Below are 18,029 nucleotides of genomic sequence, written 5' to 3' on the forward strand. Positions count from 1 at the left end.
GGTGCAGGGGGCCGGTGGGGCTAGGGGCGAAGCGGCCGACGTACGCCATCATGCCGCCCCCGCCGCGTGTGCGGACGCCTGGGGCGGGGACAGCAGGGCGGCGTGCAGGCGCGCCGATTGCAGCCTCTTGAGCATCCACTTCATTGCCCGTCCTTCGGCTGGCCCCCGCCAGGCATAGACGAGCCGCTCGCTCGCGGGTGGGCCTTCCACGGCGCGCGCAACCAGCAGGCCTTGCGCCAAGGGGGCGGTGGCCAGTGGCTGCGGCAGGTAGCCGCAACCCAGGCCGCGGATCATCGCCTGGATTTTCAGTTCGATGGTAGGCAGGGTGATCGTGTGTTGTTTGGATAGGAGGCCTTTGGTGCCGGCGGGAAGGCGTCGCGCCGTATCGGCTACCACGAGGGCCGTGTGGCGGTCGATGTCGGTGGTCTGTAGCGGCTCTTGCGCCTTGGCCAAGGGGTGGTGGGGAGACATGCAGAAAACGAAGGGGAGGGCGCCCATCGCGCGCGACTGAAAGCCTTCTGCAGGCGCGTTGTCGGCATCCGCGCCGATGGTGATGTCGGCCCGTCCCGACAGCAAGGCATCCCAGTTGCCCCGCAGCACCTCGTAACTGAAGCGCAGGCGGGTGCCCGTGCCCAGGGCTTCGAAGTCGTCGACCAGGTCCAGCAGCGCCGAGCAATTGAGCGCGCCGTTGACCGCAATGCGCAGCTCGGTTTCCCAGCCCGTTGCATAACGATGCACCCGCTGGGCGAGCGCTTCGAAGGCCTCGAGCAGCGGGCGCCCCTCGCGCAACAGCTCCTCCCCCGCGGGCGTGAGCCGCGCCCGGTGCCCGCTGCGGTCGAACAGGAGTGCATCCAGCTCGTCTTCGATCTTGCGTACTGAATAGGTGAGGGCCGACGGGACTTTGCCCAGCTCGCGTGCCGCCCGGGCGAAGCTGCCATGCCGCGCGATGGCGTCGATCATTTGGAGCGATTCAGGAGAGAGCGCAGGCATGGGGGGGGAAGATCGTTCAAGTAATTTGAATGATTTCCTCAAAGGATACGACACAACCCCGCCTGCCGATAGACCACAATGCTTCCATCACGGCATGGTTTTGCCAACCGCGAGCGAGAGGCAGGCCGAAAGGAGAGAACATCATGTTGACCTTGAGACGCAGTCACGAACGGGGCAGGGCGGATCACGGCTGGCTCCAGACAGCCCATACGTTTTCTTTCGCGGACTATTTCGATCCTGCCCACATGGGCTTCGGCCCGCTGCGCGTGATCAATGACGACCATATCGCGCCGGGAAGTGGCTTTGGCATGCACGGCCACCGGGACATGGAGATCATCACTTACGTACTGGAGGGGGCGATCGAGCACCGCGACAGCATGGGCAACGGCTCGATCATCCGGCCAAGCAACGTCCAGCGGATGAGCGCAGGCACGGGCGTCATGCATTCGGAGTTCAATCCCGATCCGCAGCGCATGACACACCTCTTGCAGATCTGGATCCTGCCGGATCGCAAGGGGGTTGCACCCGGTTATGAGGAGCGAGCATTCTCCGAGGCGGACAAGCGGGGCCGGTTACGGCTGGTTGCATCGCCGGATGGGGCCGACGGTTCGGTGAGCATGCACCAGGATGCGCGGGTTTACGCCGGGCTGTTTGACGGTGAAGAACATGCCGAGCATGCCTTGGCGCCAGGGCGCCGGGCCTGGGTGCACGTGGCGCGAGGCGCGGTGCGTGTCAATGGCGAGGCGTTGTCCGAAGGCGACGCCGCGGCGATCGAGGACGAGGCAAGCCTTGTCATCGACGGTGGCAAGGGCGCCGAGGTCTTGCTGTTCGACCTGCCGTGAGCACCGCCGGGCGGGGAGTCGCGGGGGAGCTCGCGCCTGGCCGCCCTCGATCGATTGAATCCGTCCGCACCGCCCTCATCTAAAGGCATGAGAAGCCGGCGGCCGGGAAGGCCGCCGGGATCTGACTTGCGAGAGAGCGGCCATGGAGTTCAAGGACTACTACGCTACGCTTGGTGTGGAACGAGGCGCGTCGGAAGACGAGATCCGGCGCGCCTATCGCAGGCTCGCGCGCAAGTATCACCCCGATGTCAGCAAGGAGCCCGATGCCGAGCAGCGCATGCGGGAGGTCAACGAAGCCTATCAAGTCCTCGGAGACCCGGAAAAGCGGGCGGCCTACGACCAGCTTGCCGCAGGGGTGTCGTCGGCGGGCGGTTTCAGTCCTCCGCCGGGCTGGGATAGCGGCTTCGAGTTTTATGGGGCCCGCGGGGCGGACGATGATTTGTTCAGCGAGTTTTTCTCGTCGCTGTTCGGTGGTCGCCGCGGGGGGCCCCCCGCCCCCGCCCCCCCGGGGGGGTGGGCCGCCCCCCGCCCCCCCAAACCCGGGGGGGGGGGGGGGGGGCGGGGGGCGCGCGGGGGCGCCCCCCCGCGGGGAGGATAGGCACGCCGCGATCGAAATCGACCTGGAGGATGCGCTGCGCGGCGCTTCCCGGGACGTCACGCTGCGTTCCGTGGAGTACGACGCGCAGGGGCGGCCGCACGTCCGCGAGCGCACCCTCAACGTGCGCATTCCCGCAGGGGTGAGAGAAGGGCAGTTCATCCGCCTCGCAGGCCAGGGCTCGCCCGGCACGGGAGGAGCGGAGAACGGGGACCTCTATCTGGAAGTTCGCTTCAAGCCGCATCCCCGCTACCGGGTCGACGGACGCGATTTGTATATGGACCTGCCGGTGGCACCATGGGAGGCGGCCCTTGGCGCCACCGTGCGCGTGCCGACGCCGCTCGGCCCAGTGGAAGTGACCGTGCCGGCCAATTCCAGGCACGGGCGGCGGCTGCGCCTGAAAGGGCGTGGGATACCGGCCAGCCCACCCGGCGACCTTTACCTCGTGCTTGACGTCGTCTGGCCCCGGGCAGATACCGAGAAGGCGCGGCAGGCCTACAAAAAGCTGGCGCAGGAATTGTCGTTCGACCCGCGCCGGAATCTTGGAGGAGTCCGATGAACACCGTGACCCTTACGGCCACCCTCGTGGGGTACGAAAAACCGCTCAGCGCACGGGAGTTGGCGCAGGCTTGCCGGGCGGACGAGGGCTGGGTCGCGCAGCTGGTGGAGGCAGGCATCCTGGACGCGCACGGAGATCTCGCAAGCTGGCGTTTCGACAGTGCGGCCCTGCGCTGCGCCCTGCGGGTCAGGTCGCTGCAGCGCGCGTTCGACGTCAACCTCGACGCGGCCGCCCTGATCTTCGAAATGAGCGATGAAATCCGTCGCCTGCGCGCCTTGTTGAAAGCCTACGGGCTGGATGATCGCGGGCTTTGAGCAACAGGCTGGGCCATTTTGCGTGAACCTAGTGTTTACCCTAGTCGCGTGCAGTGGGCCGAGCGGCTATATTTCAACCGTGTTTCGTGTATGGACTGCTAGTTCATATTTGAAACGAAGCCCATCCACCTCTCTTGACCGCCTTGCCGCTCGTGAATCCGCCCACCGCCATGGACGCCGCGCCAGACAAATATGTCGTTCCAGGATTGGAACGAGGCCTGCGCGTGCTCTGCGAGATCGGGCGCGGCAAGGGTGGGGCGACGGCGCCTGAGCTGGCGCGGCGGCTGGGAGTGCCCCGCACCACCGTATTCCGGCTGTTGGCAACGCTCGAACGGCTGGGCTTCGTACAGCGCGCCGAAAATGGCCGCGATTATTCGCTCGGCATGGCGGTGCTGCGGCTGGGCTTCGAGTACCTGGCGTCCCTCGAGCTCACCCAACTGGGCGCGCCTCTGTTGGAAAGGGTCCGCGACGAGTTCAATCTGTCCTGCCATCTCGTCGTGCGTGACGGGCCGGACATCGTGTATGTCGCCAAGGCCGCCGCCAACACGCCGCTCGCCAGCTCCGTCAACGTCGGAACGCGCCTGCCTGCCCATGCCACCGTGCTGGGCCGGGTCCTGATGGCGGATATGTCGTTGGAACAGCTCCGGGAGCTCTACCCCGAAGGCGTCCTGCCCACCGTCAACGCTTTCACGCCGCGCACCGTCGAGCAGCTCTACGCTTTGCTGCAACGTGATCGCGAGCGTCCCTATCTGCTCCACGAAGGTTTTTTCGAGTCGGGTATTTCCACTCTTGCTGCGCCGGTGCGCCAGGAAGGCGGCGCCATTGCCGCCGCATTGGGCGTTGCGATGCCGGCGGTGCCCATCGAAGCCTCGAGACTCGAACGCTTGGCGCGCGCCGTCTGCGAAAGCGCCGCCGAGCTTTCCGCATTGCTCAACTACCGTGGGCCCGTGGCTTACGGTCTTCATGAAAAACTGAACGGGATGGTTGCTTAATGTCTATGTACAACCTTGACGGCAAAGTCGCCGTCGTTACGGGCGGCACCTCGGGCATTGGCCTGGCCACGGTCGGCTTGCTGCTCGAAGCGGGCGCCGCCGTGGCTTTCTGCGGCCGCAACGAGGACAAGCTCAAGCAGGCCCGCGACGGCCTGCTCGCGCGTTTCCCCAATGCGCGCATCCATGCGGCGCGCTGCGACGTGCTCGTGCCCGAACAAGTCGAGGCTTTCGCTGCCGATGTGCAGCGTGAGCTCGGGCCTGCGACCATCCTGGTCAACAACGCCGGCCAGGGGCGCGTGTCCACCTTCGCCAGCACCGAAAATTCTGCCTGGCTGGACGAGCTCCAGCTCAAGTTTTTCTCGGTGATCAATCCCACCCGCGCCTTCATTCCCCAACTGGAACAAAACGAAGACGCGGCCATCGTTTGCGTGAACTCGCTGCTTGCCATCCAGCCGGAGCCCCACATGGTGGCGACCTCCGCTGCCCGCGCAGGCATTCACAACCTGGTGCGCTCGCTGGCCTTCGAACTGAGCCCCAAGAAGATCCGCGTCAACGGCATCCTGCTGGGCTTGGTGGAGTCGGGCCAGTGGCGCCGCCGCTACGAAGAGCGCAAAGACCGTTCGCTCACCTGGGAGCAGTGGACGGCGCGGATCGCGGCCGAGAAGCAGATCCCGCTCGGCCGCCTCGGCCGTCCCGAAGAGCCTGCGCGCGCCATCTTTTTCTTAGCTACGCCCTTGTCTTCCTACACGACGGGCAGCCATATCGACGTATCCGGAGGGGTTTGCCGTCATGCCTAATGCCAATCGCATCACCGTGGGCGCAGCCATTGCCCAGTTTCTCGAGAACTGCGGCGTAAAGGCGGCGTTTGGCGTCATTTCGATCCACAACATGCCCATCCTCGACGCCTTCGGCGAACGCGGCAACATCCGCTTCGTGATGGCCCGGGGCGAAGCAGGCGCCACCAACATGGCCGATGCCTACGCGCGCACCACGGGTGGCCTGGGCGTGACCGTGACCAGCACCGGCACGGCAGCAGGCAACGCGGCCGGCTCGATGGTGGAGGCCATCACGGCCGGCACGCCGTTGCTGCACCTTACCGGCCAGATCGACAGCCCCTACCTGGACCAGAACCTGGGCTTCATCCACGAAGCCAATCACCAGCTCGAAATGCTGCAGGCCGTGTCCAAGGCTGCCTTCCGCATCCGGACGCCGGAGACGGCCATCGGCATCATCAAGCGGGCCGTGCAAATCGCGATGACGGCGCCCACGGGGCCCGTGAGCGTCGAGATCCCCATCGACGTGCAGGCAGCCCTGATCGACATGCCTGCGGACCTGGCCCCGCTGCCCGTCGCTGACTTGGTGCCTTCCGAAGCCGCGCTGGACGAACTGGCGGATCGCCTTGCCAAGGCCAAGCGCCCGCTGTTGTGGCTCGGCGGCGGTGCCCGCAAGGCAGGCGAACAGGTTCGCCGCCTGGTCAAGATGGGCTTTGGCGTGGTCACCAGCACGCAGGGCCGCGGCGTGATCCCCGAGAATGACCCGGCCTGCCTGGGTTCGTTCACCGCCGTCAAGCCAGTCGAGAATCTCTACCAGACCGTGGATGCGATGCTGGTGGTCGGTTCGCGGCTGCGCAGCAACGAAACGCTGAAGTACGCGCTCAAGCTGCCGCAGACGCGCTATCGCATCGACGCCGACCCGACGGCGGACGGCCGCGCCTACACCACGGATTTCTTCGTCAATGGCGATGCCACGCTGGCGCTCAAGGGGTTGGCCGACCGCCTGGAAGGCAAGATGGCGGTGGACCCGGCGTTCCTCGACGACATCCAGGCTGCCAAGCGTGCTGCGCTGGCCAAGCTGCGCGACGACGTCGGTCCCTACACCAAGCTCATCGATGCTTTGCAATCCGTGGTTGGCGAGTCCTTCAACTGGGTGCGCGACGTCACGCTCTCGAACAGCATCTGGGGCAATCGCCTGCCGTGCCTGCACGACCCGCGCGCCGGCGTGCATGCCCTGGGCGGCGGCATCGGCTTGGGCCTGGCGATGGGCGTGGGCGCCTCCGTCGGCGCGGCCGTGACCGGTTCCGGCAAGAAGACCTTTACGCTGGCAGGTGATGGCGGCTTCATCCTGAACCTGGGAGAGCTGGCGACCGCCGTCCAGGAGCAGGCCGACATGCTCATCATCCTGATGAACGACCAATCGTACGGCGTCATCAAGAACATCCAGGACGCCGTGTACGGCGGCCGCAAGCACTACGTGCAGCTGCATACGCCGGACTATGCGCTGTTGACGCAGTCGATGGGCCTGGGACACATCCGCGTCAAGCACGCGGACGAGATCGAGGCCGCGATCAAACAAGGCCTATCCGTCAAGGGGCCGTTCATCGTCGAAATCGACATGTTGTCCGTCGGTGGCTTCAATACCAAATTCGCCGGTCCTCCGGTCAAGGCAGCGGCCGAGAAAACGGGGACTTGAACCATGATGATTTCCGACAAGACCCTACCGATCTGCGTGGCGGGCGTTTGGCGCGAAGGCGGTGGCGAACGCTATGCCACCCTATATCCCGCCACGGGCGAGGCCGTCGCTTACTTGAATGCGGCCAGCCTCGATGACGTGGAAGAAGCGATCCAGGGCGCGCACCAGGCCTTCCTCACCAGCGGCTGGGCCCAGCGCAAGCCGCATGAGCGGGCGGCAGTGCTCTACCGCATCGCGCAGCTGATCCGCGAGCGGGCCGAGGAACTGGCCCAGCGCCAGCGCCTGGACAACGGCAAGCCGATCAACGAGACGCGCGCGCTGGTTGCCAGCGCGGCCGGCACCTTCCAGTTTTTCGCCGCTGCCTGCGAAACGCTCGAAGAAGTCATCACGCCTTCCCGCGGCGATTATGTATCGATGAGCGTGTACGATCCCATGGGGGTCGTGGCTGCCATCACGCCCTGGAACTCGCCCATTGCCAGCGAGGCGCAGAAACTGGCCCCGGCGCTGGCGGCGGGCAATGCAGTGGTGGTCAAGCCCGCCGAAGTGACGCCGTTGATGGCGCTCGACCTGGCCCGCATCTGCGAAGAGGCGGGCGTGCCCAAGGGCCTCGTGAGCGTGTTGCCCGGCAAAGGCTCGGTCATCGGCGATGCGATCACCAAGCATCCCCTGGTCAAGCGCGTCTCGTTCACCGGAGGCACCACGACCGGCAAGCACATCGCGCACATCGCCGCCGACAAAATGATGCCCGTGTCGCTGGAGTTGGGCGGAAAATCGCCTACGATGGTGTTCGAGGACGCCGATCTGGACCATGCGGTCAACGGCGTGCTCTACGGCATCTTTAGTTCCTCGGGCGAATCGTGCATCGCCGGTTCGAGATTGTTCGTCGCGTCGTCGATCTACGAACAGTTCGTCGATCGCCTCGTCCAGCGCGCTTCGGCGCTGCGCATCGGCGATCCCGCCGACGAGCGCACGCAGATGGGCCCGCTGATTACCGCGCGCCATCGCGAGTCGATCGAGCGTTACGTCGAACTGGGCGTCTCGGAAGGAGGACGCATCCGCACCGGCGGGCACCGTCCCGAAGGCGGCATCTACGACAAGGGTTATTTCTATCGTCCGACCATCATCGAAGGCCTCGACAATCGGGCGCGGATCTGCCAGGAAGAGATTTTCGGGCCCGTGCTGGTGGCGATGCCGTTCGACGATGAAGCCAGCCTGATCGAGCAGGCCAATGACAGCGTCTACGCGCTGGCCGCGGGCATCTGGACCCGCGACTACAAACGCGCGTGGCGGGTTGGCCGCGCCGTGCAGGCCGGGACGGTATGGATCAATACCTACAAGCTCTTCTCGATCTCGACGCCGTTCGGCGGCTGGCGCGACAGCGGCATCGGCCGTGAGAAAGGACGGCTCGGCATCCTGCAGTACATGGAGCAGAAGAGCATGTATTGGGGCATGAACGAGCAACCCTTGCCCTGGGCGAACTGAGGCCCCCGGCGCGCTGAAGCGCCGGGCGCCCGGGGCGGAAACGACAGCCTTGCGCCCCGGGCTGCAAGGCAACTTGGTGCGAAGCACCGCGTTTGGAGAAATATGATGGACGTATTGGGTATTGACGAAATCACCTACGGGGCCGACGACCTGGCCTCGTGCAAGCGGTTCCTGCTCGACTGGGGGTTGAACCTGGTCGAAGAGACCGACAAGTCGCTCGTTTTCGAGTCGATGAACAAGTGCCGGGTGATCGTCAAGACCACCGACTATCCCGGCCTGCCGCCCGCCATCGAGGAAGGCCCGACCTTGCGCGAAGTGGTGTGGGGCGTTTCCAGCGACGAAGTGGTGGAGCGTTTCGCCGCCAAGCTCAAGGACTTGCCGGGATATGTGAACGCGGAAGGCCGGGTCGGCTGCACCGACCCGAACGGCTTGGCCGTGCGGTTCCAGAAAACCCGCAAGATCGACCTGAAGCTCGACACGCCGGGAATGAATACCTGGAACGAGAAGGCCCGGCGTAACCAACCCGGCCCGATCTACGAGCGCGCGACGCCCATCGAAGTCGGGCACGTGGTGTTCTTCGTCAAGGACGTGAAGGCATGCGAGAAGTTCTATGCAGAGAACTTCGGCTTCGTCGCTTCCGACCGCTATCCCAATCGCGGTGCCTTCATGCGCTGTTCGGCCGAGGGCGGTCACCACGACCTGTTCTTGCTGCAGCCGCCCCAGCCTCGGTCCGGCCTGAACCACGTCGCCTTCACCGTGCGCGACATCCATGAAGTGTTTGGTGGCGGCATGGCCATGGCGCGCCAAGGTTGGTCCACCCAGTTGGGGCCCGGCCGCCACCCGATCTCGTCTGCTTACTTCTGGTATTTCAATTTCCCGGGCGGCGGCTTGATCGAGTACTACGCCGACGAAGACTACCTGGATGCAGAGTGGGAGGCGCGCGAGTTCGAGCCCGGCCCCACGGTGTTCGCCGAGTGGGCGATCGAGGGTGGGCTGGACGGCCATACCCGGCGCCAGAAGAATGCGAAGGCCCCTGACGGGAAATTCTTGACGGAGAAGCGCTGAGCGTCCGGACGAGGCCCGCCCTACGCGGCGGGCCCGGACGAGCGCGAAGCTAGGTGAGCGATATGGCGGATCCCGCGAACATCCTGTTGACCGTGCTGCTCAAGCACGATCAGTCGAACAACCTGGACGCCGTCCAGACCAAATTGAAAGAGGCCGACTGGTGGGAGCGGTTCCCGCCCGAAGGCGTGAAGATTGTTTCCTGGACCGTTGCGATGGGGTTGGGGCAAATCGTGACCCTGGAGGTGCCCCCGCATCTGCTCGCGACGGTGAACGTAGAACTCGAACGCTCGGCTTGGGGCGTATTCCGCACCGAGTGCTATCCCACTTATGACTTTGTTCCCGTTCGCGAGCGCATCCGCGAACGCGTACGCAACGGAGGTAAATGATGCAAGATCGTTATCTGGAGCCGCTTCAGGCGCGGCGCCGTCCCCCCACCGAATGGGAAAACCTGCTCGGCGATTCGCTCGAGCGCGCCTTTGCCGCCGGCAAGCATGAACTCGCCCCCATCGTCGAGTACTTGAATCAGGCAGGGCCCCCGGCTCCCAATGGAGTGGATTGGACCGAAGAACTGCTGAAATCCGAATTGGCCCGCCTGGCCGAGAACGCTTGAGGAATCCGTCATGATCAAGATCGACAGCCCTGACGCCCTGTTGGCGAACGGCCTGAAAGATACCTGGTACGCGATCTGTCCGTCCAGCTTCATTCAGGACAAGCCCGTTTCCCTGCGCCGACTCGGCATGAAAATCGCCCTCTGGCGCGATGAAGCCGGCAAGCTCTACGCCCTGGAAGACCATTGCCCGCACCGCGGCGCGCCCCTGTCGCGCGGCGTCATCCTGGGCGACCGCGTCGGCTGCCCCTACCACGGCGTGCAGGTGCGCGCCGACGGCGTGGTGACCAAGGTTCCCGGTAGCCCCGGCTGCAGCCTGGAAGGCAAGCGCGCCGCCCGCTCGTTCCACGTGGTCGAGCGCAATGAGGTCGTCTTCCTCTACAACTCGGCGACCAACGTCGACGAAGCGCCGGATTTCACCCTGCCGGAAGAGCTGGCCTCGGACGAATTCGCTTCCTTCCTTTGCTACACCGAATGGCGCGGCGATTATCGCTACGTCATCGACAACGTCATGGATCCCATGCACGGGACCTACCTGCACAAGCAGTCGCACTCGATGTCGGAAGGCTCGACCGTGGCCGAGTTCGGCGTGCGTGACACCGAGCACGGCTTCATTTTCGAGAAGAAGGGGCAGCGCGGCGTGAACTTCGACTGGACGGAGTGGGGCAACACTGGCTTGCACTGGCTGCGCCTCGAGATCCCGTATCCGCCCACCGGCGGCCCGGGAGGCGGCTTCGGCATCGTCGGCACCTATACGCCTATTTCCGAGAACCTGTGCGCCGTGTTCCACTGGCGCTGCCGCCGGGTTTCGGGCTGGCAGCGCCATGCGTGGCAGTTCCTGTACAAGAACCGCCTCGAGGCGCGCCACTGGGCGGTGCTGGAACAGGACCGCGAAGTGCTGGAGTCGATGGAACCCGACGCCAACCAGCGCGAGAACCTGTACCAACACGACATCGGCCTGGTTCGCCTGCGCCGTCACCTGCGCAACCTCGCCACCGAGCAGTTCGAGCGGCTCAAGGGCCAGGGCCTGCTGTAAGCAGCGCTAGCGGACGATCCTCCTCTGCCGTGACGGGGGAGGGGATCGTCCCGCCTCGGAGATGCAATGAATCAAGCTAGCGTAGCCCGGCGCGTGATCGCGCCGTCCATACCAGAGCGCGAGACGGCGACCTGGTCCAATTGCCTGGTCTTGGGTAATGAAATCGCGATGTCCGGGATGACTGCCAATCCGGAGTCCAAGCCCGAGGCCCCGTTGAGCACCTATGAGCAGACCCTCGTCATCCTGGGGAAAATCCGCACTTTGGTCGAGGCGGCTGGCGGAGGGGTGCAAAATATTTATAAACTGGTGATTTACGTGACGAACATCCAGGACAAGGACGAAGTCGGTCGCGCTCGCAAAGAGTTCTTCCAGCCGCCTTATCCGTGTTCGACACTGGTCGAGGTGCGCGGCCTTGTTTTCCCGGGGTTGACCGTGGAGATCGACGCTTTCGCGCGGCTCGACGTCACCCTGCGTGCCGACGCATAACCGCTTTTTGTTGACCCTTCATGAACAGCAGCTCACTCCTAACGGTTTTGGTTCACACCATCCGCCTTGAAGCGCAGGGCATTGTCAGTGTCGAGCTCCGCTCGCCCACTGGCGATGAACTGCCGCCTTTCGAGGCCGGTTCCCACATCGACCTGCATCTGCCCAACGGCCTCGTGCGCAGCTACTCGCTTTTCAATTCGCCGCAAGAGCGCCATCGCTATGTGGTCGGGGTGCTGAACGACCGTAATAGCCGGGGGGGCTCGCGCTTCGTGCACGAGCAGCTGCGCGTGGGATCGACCATCAAGATCGCGCCGCCGCGAAACAACTTCGAGCTGGACGAGTCGGCGCCCAAATCGGTGCTGCTGGCCGGCGGCATCGGCGTGACGCCCATTTTCTGCATGTACAACCGGCTGCGCGACATCGGCAAGCCGGTCGAGTTGATTTATTGCGCCCGCAGCCGCAAAGAGGCCGCCTTCGTCGATGAGCTCGTCGCCTCCGGCGGCAAGGTCACGCTGCGCTTCGACGACGAGGCGGGCGGTCCGCCGAACCTGCGCGAGCTGCTGGCCTCGCATCCGGCCGATACGCACTTCTATTGCTGCGGTCCCACGCCCATGCTGGACGCCTTCGAGGCCGCCTGCAAGGAATTGGGTTATCCCAACGTCCACATCGAACGCTTTGCCGCCGCGGGCGAGGTGACGGCCTCGCAAGAGGGCAGCTACCAGGTCGAGCTGGCCAAGTCCGGCAAGGTCATCGACGTGCCGGCCGGCATGTCGCTGCTCGATGCGCTGCTGGAAGCGGGCATCGATGCCGACTACAGCTGCCGCGAAGGGGTGTGTGGCGCCTGCGAGACCGCCGTGCTGGACGGCATCCCCGACCATCGGGATTCGGTGCTGACCGAGCGCGAGCGTGAGTCGAACAAGACCATGATGGTCTGCGTCTCGGGTTGCAAGGGAAGCAAGCTGGTGCTGGATCTTTGATCATGCCTGGGCGGCCACCGTGCGGGCCGCCACTGCCGAAGCGAAAAAAGGACGACGCCTCTCCAGGCATCGTCCTTTTTTTTTGCAAGGTCGCCCGCCTCAGGCGGCCGGTGCGCTTTCCGCTGCCTGTCCGTGGTTGGTGAAGAGGTCCGGAGGCAGGTGCTTGACGGCCTCGTAGGTCGTGCTGATGTGGTCGGCCAGCAGGGCGCTGGCGCGATCTGCGTCCCGAGCCAAGGCGGCTTCCAGGATGGCGCGATGTTCGTCATGCACGTCGCGCGGGATGGGCTTGCGGGTGACGACCAGCCGGCGGTAGCGCTCGGCCTGCTGGTACAGGATGCCGAGGAAGTGGTGCATCCAGCGCGAGGTGCAGGCGCAGATCAGCGCTTGATGGAATTCCCGGTTGCGGTCTTCCCATTCGTCGAAGCGATTGATTGGATTGGAGGCGAGTCGCTCCTCGGCCCGGCTCAGCCGATGGAAGGCAGCGATGATGCGGCTTTCCCAGACGTCGTCGCCGGTTTGGATGGCCTGGCGCAGCGCTTCGCATTCCAGCAGGATGCGGTTGCGCGTGATGTCGTAGAAATCCTCCATCGAAATCGGCGTTACGTGGAAGCCGCGCTGCCCCTGGGAGACCACCAGGGCGTCTGAGACGAGCAGCGACAGGGCTTCGCGCAGCGTGCCGGCCCCCACGCCGTACGAATCTTTCAAATGCTCGACGCGCAGGCGCGAACCCGGGGCGAGCCGGCCTTCGATGATGTCGCGGCGCAATGCCGCGTAAGCCGTCCCGACCAGCGTAGTGGGGGTGGCCGAGTGAGCCAGCGGGGGCAGTTCCAATGGGCTTCCAGGCATGTCTGATGGTACGGGCGGCTTATTGCCCCCTCTCGTTGTTTACTGGTGAAATTCTAGTGGATTATCGAGTAAAACCGTCAGTATTAGGGAAAACCATAAAATCTCGATAAAAATATTTTCAACCGAGATTTTGTGGCGTATTGTGTTCGCTACGAAAGATGGCGGGCCTCTAGGCCCAAGCTGGGAGACATTGGTGATTCATCTACACGACATCCGCTACGTGCGGCTCGGCACGCCCGACCTGGACGGCGCCGTTCGCTACGCCACGGAGATCCTGGGCCTGCAAGTGGCGCGGCGCGAAGGCAAGGCCGTTTACTTCAAGTCGGACAGCCGGGATCACACGCTCTGCTATTTCGAAGGCGATCCCCGCGATCACACCACGGGCTTTGAAGTCGACACTCCTGAAGAGCTCGAGCAGGCCTTGGAGCAACTGGAGCGGGCGGGTTACCAGGCCACGCGCGGCAAGGCCGCCGAAGCCGAGCAGCGCTATGTCCGCGAGTTCATCAACTTCAAGGACCCCTCGGGGAACAGCGTCGACCTCGTATATGCGCCCCTGCATAGCGGCCGCCGCTACTTCCCTTCGCGGGATGCGGGCATCACGGGGTTCAGCCATATCGGGCTGCGCACGCTGGACGCGCGCCGCGACGAAGTTTTCTGGACGCGCCTGCTGAGCGCCAAGGTCAGCGACCGCATCGGCGAAGCGCCGCTGCTGCGCATCGACGAGGTACACCACAAGATCGCGCTCTTCCCTTCCGCCTATCCGGGCGTGCAGCACATCAATCACCAAGTAGAAAGCATCGACGACATCATGCGTGCCTTCTACGTGCTGCAGGAAAAGGGCATTCCCATCCGCTTCGGACCGGGCCGTCATCCGACGTCGAGCGCCATCTTCCTGTACTTCGAAGGCCCGGATGGCATGATCTACGAGTATTCGACGGGCGTGCGCCTCATCACTGAGGAAGACGAGAAGAACTATCGTCCGCGCAATTTCCCGGCCGATCCCACGGGGTTCTGCATGTGGGGCTCCAAACCCGACATTCCGGAGTTCAAGTCTTGAGCGCGCCCTCCATCGTGCCGACCCCGCGCCAGCAAAGCTTGGTGCGGGCGGCGGCCCGCGCCCTGGCGCGTGCCAACCTGGCCCACGCGTACGGCCACTGCAGCCTGCGCCTGGACAAAGATCATTTCCTCGTCTGCGCTGCCAAGCCCATGGGCATGATTGCGCCGCACGAGGCAGGGACGGTGGTTCCCGTCCACGGAGAGCTGCCCGAAGGCGTTCTCGGCGAAGTCCGCATCCATCAGCATATTTACCGCCTGCGGGAAGACGTCGGCGCCGTGGTCCGGAGCATGCCGCGAGACGTGATGACGCTGTCGAGCGCACGCATCACGCCTGCCCCGAGGCATGGCATGGGGTCGTATTTCTCGCCGGCAGTGCCGCTCTGGGACGACCCGCAATTGGTGCGCAGCGACGAGCAGGCGGCCGGCGTGGCGGCTGCGCTGGGTAACGCGCGGGCCGTCGTCATGCGCGGCAACGGTGCCGTCGTGGCTGCGCCAAGCATCGAACAGGCTGTCGTCCTGACCTGGTATTTGGAAGATGCCGCGCGCATCGAGTTGCAGCTGCGCGCCGCAGGCCTGGCCGACGGTCCGATCCTATCGCTGGAAGAGGCCGCCCGTCGTGCTACCGGTGCGGGACGCATCTTCGAGCGCATGTGGGAATACCTGTGCGACGGCGATCCTGAGTTCGCGGACGTCATCTGAGCGCTCGGCAACCCGGCGCAGCCCGCGCGCGAGCGCGCGGAACCATTTTCAGGAGTGCATTCATGAAAGAATTCAAGAACTTCATCAACGGCCAGTGGGTTGCCACGGGCAAGACTTTCGAGAACCGCAACCCGGTCGACAACAGCCTCATCGGCCCGGTGCATGAGGCGGGCCGCGCCGAAGTCGACGCTGCGGTCAAGGCCGCGCGCGCCGCGCTGTCCGGGCCGTGGGCCAAGATGAAAGTGCAGCAGCGCGTGGAGATGCTGCATGCGATTGCCGACGGCATCAACCGCCGCTTCAACGACTTCCTGGACGCCGAGATCGCCGACACGGGCAAGCCGCACGTGCTGGCCAGCCACGTCGACATCCCGCGCGGCGCTGCCAATTTCAAGGTCTTCGCCGACCTGATCCGCAACGTGCCGGGCGAGACCTTCGACATGGAAACGCCCGACAACGGCTTTGCGCTGAACTACGCGGTGCGCGTGCCGCGCGGCGTGATCGGCGTCATCTGCCCGTGGAACCTGCCCCTGCTGTTGATGACCTGGAAGGTCGGCCCGGCCCTGGCATGCGGCAACACGGTCGTGGTCAAGCCGTCCGAAGAAACACCCGCCACCGCCACGCTGCTGGGCGAGGTAATGAACGAGGTTGGCGTGCCTCCCGGCGTCTACAACGTGGTGCACGGTTTCGGGCCCGATTCGGCCGGCGAGTTCCTGACCCAGCATCCGGACGTCGATGGCATTACCTTCACCGGTGAAACCCGCACCGGCGAGGCCATCATGCGCGCCGCGGCCAAGGGCGTGCGTCCGGTTTCGTTCGAGCTGGGTGGCAAGAACCCCGGCATCGTGTTCGCCGACGCAGACTTTGACAAGGCCGTCGCCGGCATCGCCCGTTCCGCGTTCGAGAACAGCGGCCAGGTGTGCCTGGGCACCGAGCGCGTGTACGTGCAGCGTCCCATCTTCGAGAAGTTCGTCGAGGCGCTCAAGGCCAAGGCCGAGTCGTTCAAGCTGGGCGACCCGCACGACCACTCCACCAACTTCGGTCCGCTGGTCTCGCATGTGCACCGCGAGAAAGTGCTGAGCTACTACGCCAAGGCACGTGAAGAAGGCGCCACCATCGTGACCGGTGGCGGCGTGCCCGACATGCCCGGCAAGATGGCCGAAGGCGCGTGGGTCCAGCCGACGATCTGGACCGGACTGCCCGAGACCGCTTCGGTGATCCGCGAAGAAATCTTCGGGCCCTGCTGCCACATCGCCCCCTTCGATACCGAGGAAGAGGTCATTGCCCTGGCCAACGACACGCCGTATGGCCTCGCCGCGACCGTGTGGACCCAGAACGTGGGAACCGCGCACCGCATGGGCAAGGCGCTGAACGTGGGCATCTGCTGGGTCAATTCTTGGTTCCTGCGCGACCTGCGCACTTCTTTTGGTGGCGCCAAGCAATCCGGCATCGGCCGCGAGGGCGGGGTGCATTCGCTGGAGTTTTACACCGAGCTGCGCAACGTTTGCGTGAAGCTATGAGGAGCTGACCATGCCCATCATTCAAGTGCAACTGATGGAAGGGCGGACGGACGAACAGCGTGCCGCCCTCATCGAAGAGCTCACCGAAGCGACGCATCGCGCCATCGGCGCTCCCCGCGAGTCCGTGCGGGTGGTGCTGGTGGAGGTGCCGAAGACGAATTTCGGAATAGGCGGCAAGACAGCGAAGGCGCTGGGACGCTGATTCCGCTTTCCCCCCAAGAAGGAGACAGTTAGAAATGATGAAAAAGAGAACCGCCGCGTTTGTCGCGGCGGCCCTGATGGCTGCGGGATCTGCCCAGGCGGATGTCAAGATCGGTTTCTCCGGCGTGCTCTCCGGGCCCATGGCGGCCCTGGGGCAGGACCAGTACGACGGCTTCATGCTGGCGGTCGAACAGCTGGGCGGCAAGCTGGGTGGCCAGCCTGTCACCGTGCTGCGCGAAGACGACCAGCTCAAGCCCGATGTCGGTGCGCAGATCATCCAGAAGTTCATCGAGAAAGACAAAGTCGACGCCATCGTAGGCCTGGGCTTCTCGAACGTGCTGATGGCCGAGGTCCGTCGCATCAAGGATTCCGGCGTACTGGCATTGAGCACCAACGCCGGGCCGGCGCCTATCGCGGGCAAGGGCTGCATGGCCAACCTGTTCGTGATGGGATGGCAGAACGACGGCATGTCCGAAGCCATGGGCAAATATGCCAAAGAGCAGGGCTACAAGAACGTCTATTTGATGACGTCCAACTACCAGGCGGGCAAGGACAAGCTCGCGGGCTTCAAGCGGTTCTATGGCGGCGAGATCAAGCACGAAGTCTATACGCCGCTGGGACAGCTCGACTACGCGGCCGAAATCGCCGCCGTGCAGAACGCCAAGCCCGATGCGCTGTTCGTCTTTTATCCCGGCGGCGTGGGCGTGAACTTTGTTCGCCAGCTCAACCAGGCAGGGCTGATGGGCAAGCTTCCGTTCCTCTCCGAAAGCTTGATCGATTCGAACTCGCTCGCGGCCCTCAAGCAGCAAGCGGTCGGGTCCATCTTCGGCACGCCGTGGGCACCGGTGCTGGACAATCCCCAAAATAAGAAATTCGTGTCGGGCTACGAAGCCAAGTACAACCGGCCTCCCACCGAGTACGCGGCAGCAGCTTATGATGCGGCTTATTTGCTGGATGCGGCCATCGCCAAACTGGGCGGCAAGGTGTCGGACAAGAAGGCTTTCGCGGCCACGGTCAAGGAGCTCGGCTCCAAGTTCCCGTCGGTGCGCGGCAAGTTCGCCTTCAATAACAACAACGTTGCCATCCAGAACTACTACGCCTATGAGATCGTGCAGAACGGCGACGGCGTCGGATACAAGCTGCTCGCGCAAGTCCTGACCGATCACAAGGACGCGTACGCGGCTGAGTGCCCGTTGAAGTAACCCCCGTCGCCCCAGGCGTGCCGTCCGGCCGCGGAAGGATCGGCTTTGGCCGCATCCGCCCGCGGCCAGGGCGTTGCCGTTGGGTCGTGCAGGG

At 64.6% G+C, this 18,029-nt stretch carries 19 protein-coding genes and 1 pseudogene; 18 read left to right on the forward strand and 2 right to left on the reverse strand.

Annotation, left to right across the window (positions count from 1 at the left end; translation table 11 throughout):
• Positions 1-48: 48 nt before the first annotated feature.
• Positions 49-990, reverse strand: a complete 942-nt coding sequence (locus IRZ12_RS02780) for a LysR family transcriptional regulator (RefSeq protein ID WP_296463852.1) — start codon at positions 988-990, stop codon at positions 49-51.
• 143 nt (positions 991-1,133) lie between these two features.
• Between IRZ12_RS02780 and IRZ12_RS02785 the strand changes: the two genes are divergently transcribed.
• The 13 genes and pseudogenes from IRZ12_RS02785 to IRZ12_RS02845 all read left to right on the forward strand — a co-directional run bounded on the left by IRZ12_RS02785 (position 1,134) and on the right by IRZ12_RS02845 (position 12,414).
• Positions 1,134-1,832: a pirin family protein gene (locus IRZ12_RS02785; protein ID WP_296463854.1), complete on the forward strand. Its 699-nt coding sequence runs from the start codon at positions 1,134-1,136 to the stop codon at positions 1,830-1,832.
• A 142-nt stretch (positions 1,833-1,974) separates the two neighbouring features.
• A pseudogene (locus IRZ12_RS02790) lies at positions 1,975-2,986 on the forward strand (DnaJ C-terminal domain-containing protein).
• A complete protein-coding gene (locus tag IRZ12_RS02795) occupies positions 2,983-3,300 on the forward strand; it encodes a chaperone modulator CbpM (protein ID WP_296463855.1) in 318 nt (105 codons plus the stop codon). The pseudogene IRZ12_RS02790 and the gene IRZ12_RS02795 overlap by 4 nt, the downstream one beginning before the upstream one ends.
• A gap of 170 nt (positions 3,301-3,470) precedes the next feature.
• A complete protein-coding gene (locus IRZ12_RS02800) occupies positions 3,471-4,292 on the forward strand; it encodes an IclR family transcriptional regulator (RefSeq protein ID WP_296463919.1) in 822 nt (273 codons plus the stop codon).
• A complete protein-coding gene (locus tag IRZ12_RS02805; RefSeq protein ID WP_296463858.1) occupies positions 4,292-5,089 on the forward strand; it encodes an SDR family oxidoreductase in 798 nt (265 codons plus the stop codon). The genes IRZ12_RS02800 and IRZ12_RS02805 overlap by 1 nt, the downstream gene beginning before the upstream one ends.
• The gene (locus tag IRZ12_RS02810; RefSeq protein WP_296463860.1) at positions 5,082-6,761 is read left to right on the forward strand and encodes a thiamine pyrophosphate-binding protein; all 1,680 of its coding nucleotides are present in this window, start codon (positions 5,082-5,084) and stop codon (positions 6,759-6,761) included. The genes IRZ12_RS02805 and IRZ12_RS02810 overlap by 8 nt, the downstream gene beginning before the upstream one ends.
• 6 nt (positions 6,762-6,767) lie before the next feature.
• On the forward strand, positions 6,768-8,243 hold the full coding sequence (locus IRZ12_RS02815; protein ID WP_296463920.1) for an aldehyde dehydrogenase: 1,476 nt from the start codon (positions 6,768-6,770) through the stop codon (positions 8,241-8,243).
• A gap of 105 nt (positions 8,244-8,348) precedes the next feature.
• A complete protein-coding gene (locus IRZ12_RS02820) occupies positions 8,349-9,308 on the forward strand; it encodes a VOC family protein (RefSeq protein WP_296463922.1) in 960 nt (319 codons plus the stop codon).
• Between the two features lie 62 nt (positions 9,309-9,370).
• Positions 9,371-9,694: a hypothetical protein gene (locus IRZ12_RS02825; protein WP_296463862.1), complete on the forward strand. Its 324-nt coding sequence runs from the start codon at positions 9,371-9,373 to the stop codon at positions 9,692-9,694.
• A complete protein-coding gene (locus tag IRZ12_RS02830; RefSeq protein ID WP_296463864.1) occupies positions 9,691-9,918 on the forward strand; it encodes a recombinase-like helix-turn-helix domain-containing protein in 228 nt (75 codons plus the stop codon). The genes IRZ12_RS02825 and IRZ12_RS02830 overlap by 4 nt, the downstream gene beginning before the upstream one ends.
• Before the next feature lie 10 nt (positions 9,919-9,928).
• A complete protein-coding gene (locus IRZ12_RS02835) occupies positions 9,929-10,951 on the forward strand; it encodes an aromatic ring-hydroxylating dioxygenase subunit alpha (RefSeq protein WP_296463866.1) in 1,023 nt (340 codons plus the stop codon).
• A 66-nt stretch (positions 10,952-11,017) separates the two neighbouring features.
• Positions 11,018-11,437, forward strand: a complete 420-nt coding sequence (locus IRZ12_RS02840; protein WP_296463869.1) for a RidA family protein — start codon at positions 11,018-11,020, stop codon at positions 11,435-11,437.
• Positions 11,438-11,457: 20 nt separating this feature from the next.
• Positions 11,458-12,414 (forward strand): PDR/VanB family oxidoreductase, encoded by a 957-nt coding sequence (locus IRZ12_RS02845; protein WP_087782252.1) that lies wholly within the window; start codon positions 11,458-11,460, stop codon positions 12,412-12,414.
• A 99-nt stretch (positions 12,415-12,513) separates the two neighbouring features.
• On the opposite strand, the gene IRZ12_RS02850 is transcribed toward IRZ12_RS02845, so the two are convergent.
• A complete protein-coding gene (locus tag IRZ12_RS02850) occupies positions 12,514-13,245 on the reverse strand; it encodes a GntR family transcriptional regulator (protein ID WP_367181573.1) in 732 nt (243 codons plus the stop codon).
• A gap of 208 nt (positions 13,246-13,453) precedes the next feature.
• On the opposite strand from IRZ12_RS02850, the gene IRZ12_RS02855 reads away from it, so the two are divergent.
• From IRZ12_RS02855 to IRZ12_RS02875, 5 genes are all read left to right on the forward strand, one after another.
• Positions 13,454-14,317 (forward strand): VOC family protein, encoded by an 864-nt coding sequence (locus IRZ12_RS02855; protein ID WP_296463875.1) that lies wholly within the window; start codon positions 13,454-13,456, stop codon positions 14,315-14,317.
• Positions 14,314-15,015 (forward strand): class II aldolase/adducin family protein, encoded by a 702-nt coding sequence (locus IRZ12_RS02860; RefSeq protein ID WP_296463877.1) that lies wholly within the window; start codon positions 14,314-14,316, stop codon positions 15,013-15,015. The genes IRZ12_RS02855 and IRZ12_RS02860 overlap by 4 nt, the downstream gene beginning before the upstream one ends.
• A gap of 62 nt (positions 15,016-15,077) precedes the next feature.
• Positions 15,078-16,532, forward strand: a complete 1,455-nt coding sequence (locus IRZ12_RS02865; RefSeq protein ID WP_296463880.1) for a 2-hydroxymuconic semialdehyde dehydrogenase — start codon at positions 15,078-15,080, stop codon at positions 16,530-16,532.
• Positions 16,533-16,542: 10 nt separating this feature from the next.
• On the forward strand, positions 16,543-16,734 hold the full coding sequence (locus tag IRZ12_RS02870) for a 2-hydroxymuconate tautomerase (protein WP_296463882.1): 192 nt from the start codon (positions 16,543-16,545) through the stop codon (positions 16,732-16,734).
• Between the two features lie 37 nt (positions 16,735-16,771).
• On the forward strand, positions 16,772-17,935 hold the full coding sequence (locus IRZ12_RS02875; RefSeq protein ID WP_296463924.1) for an ABC transporter substrate-binding protein: 1,164 nt from the start codon (positions 16,772-16,774) through the stop codon (positions 17,933-17,935).
• Positions 17,936-18,029: the final 94 nt, after the last annotated feature.

The organism is Pigmentiphaga sp., from assembly GCF_019689535.1.
Lineage (GTDB): Bacteria > Pseudomonadota > Gammaproteobacteria > Burkholderiales > Burkholderiaceae_B > Pigmentiphaga.

What these genes read in the sequence shown, in the direction of transcription:
- IRZ12_RS02820 (WP_296463922.1), top strand. Translation starts at nt 8,349, where the DNA reads ATGGACGTATTGGGTATTGACGAAATCACCTACGGGGCCGACGACCTG.
- IRZ12_RS02875 (WP_296463924.1), top strand. Translation starts at nt 16,772, where the DNA reads ATGAAAAAGAGAACCGCCGCGTTTGTCGCGGCGGCCCTGATGGCTGCG.
- IRZ12_RS02865 (WP_296463880.1), top strand. Translation starts at nt 15,078, where the DNA reads ATGAAAGAATTCAAGAACTTCATCAACGGCCAGTGGGTTGCCACGGGC.
- IRZ12_RS02805 (WP_296463858.1), top strand. Translation starts at nt 4,292, where the DNA reads ATGTCTATGTACAACCTTGACGGCAAAGTCGCCGTCGTTACGGGCGGC.
- IRZ12_RS02830 (WP_296463864.1), top strand. Translation starts at nt 9,691, where the DNA reads ATGATGCAAGATCGTTATCTGGAGCCGCTTCAGGCGCGGCGCCGTCCC.
- IRZ12_RS02810 (WP_296463860.1), top strand. Translation starts at nt 5,082, where the DNA reads ATGCCTAATGCCAATCGCATCACCGTGGGCGCAGCCATTGCCCAGTTT.
- IRZ12_RS02780 (WP_296463852.1), bottom strand. Translation starts at nt 990, where the DNA reads ATGCCTGCGCTCTCTCCTGAATCGCTCCAAATGATCGACGCCATCGCG.
- IRZ12_RS02785 (WP_296463854.1), top strand. Translation starts at nt 1,134, where the DNA reads ATGTTGACCTTGAGACGCAGTCACGAACGGGGCAGGGCGGATCACGGC.
- IRZ12_RS02845 (WP_087782252.1), top strand. Translation starts at nt 11,458, where the DNA reads ATGAACAGCAGCTCACTCCTAACGGTTTTGGTTCACACCATCCGCCTT.
- IRZ12_RS02840 (WP_296463869.1), top strand. Translation starts at nt 11,018, where the DNA reads ATGAATCAAGCTAGCGTAGCCCGGCGCGTGATCGCGCCGTCCATACCA.
- IRZ12_RS02795 (WP_296463855.1), top strand. Translation starts at nt 2,983, where the DNA reads ATGAACACCGTGACCCTTACGGCCACCCTCGTGGGGTACGAAAAACCG.
- IRZ12_RS02835 (WP_296463866.1), top strand. Translation starts at nt 9,929, where the DNA reads ATGATCAAGATCGACAGCCCTGACGCCCTGTTGGCGAACGGCCTGAAA.
- IRZ12_RS02800 (WP_296463919.1), top strand. Translation starts at nt 3,471, where the DNA reads ATGGACGCCGCGCCAGACAAATATGTCGTTCCAGGATTGGAACGAGGC.
- IRZ12_RS02825 (WP_296463862.1), top strand. Translation starts at nt 9,371, where the DNA reads ATGGCGGATCCCGCGAACATCCTGTTGACCGTGCTGCTCAAGCACGAT.
- IRZ12_RS02870 (WP_296463882.1), top strand. Translation starts at nt 16,543, where the DNA reads ATGCCCATCATTCAAGTGCAACTGATGGAAGGGCGGACGGACGAACAG.
- IRZ12_RS02815 (WP_296463920.1), top strand. Translation starts at nt 6,768, where the DNA reads ATGATTTCCGACAAGACCCTACCGATCTGCGTGGCGGGCGTTTGGCGC.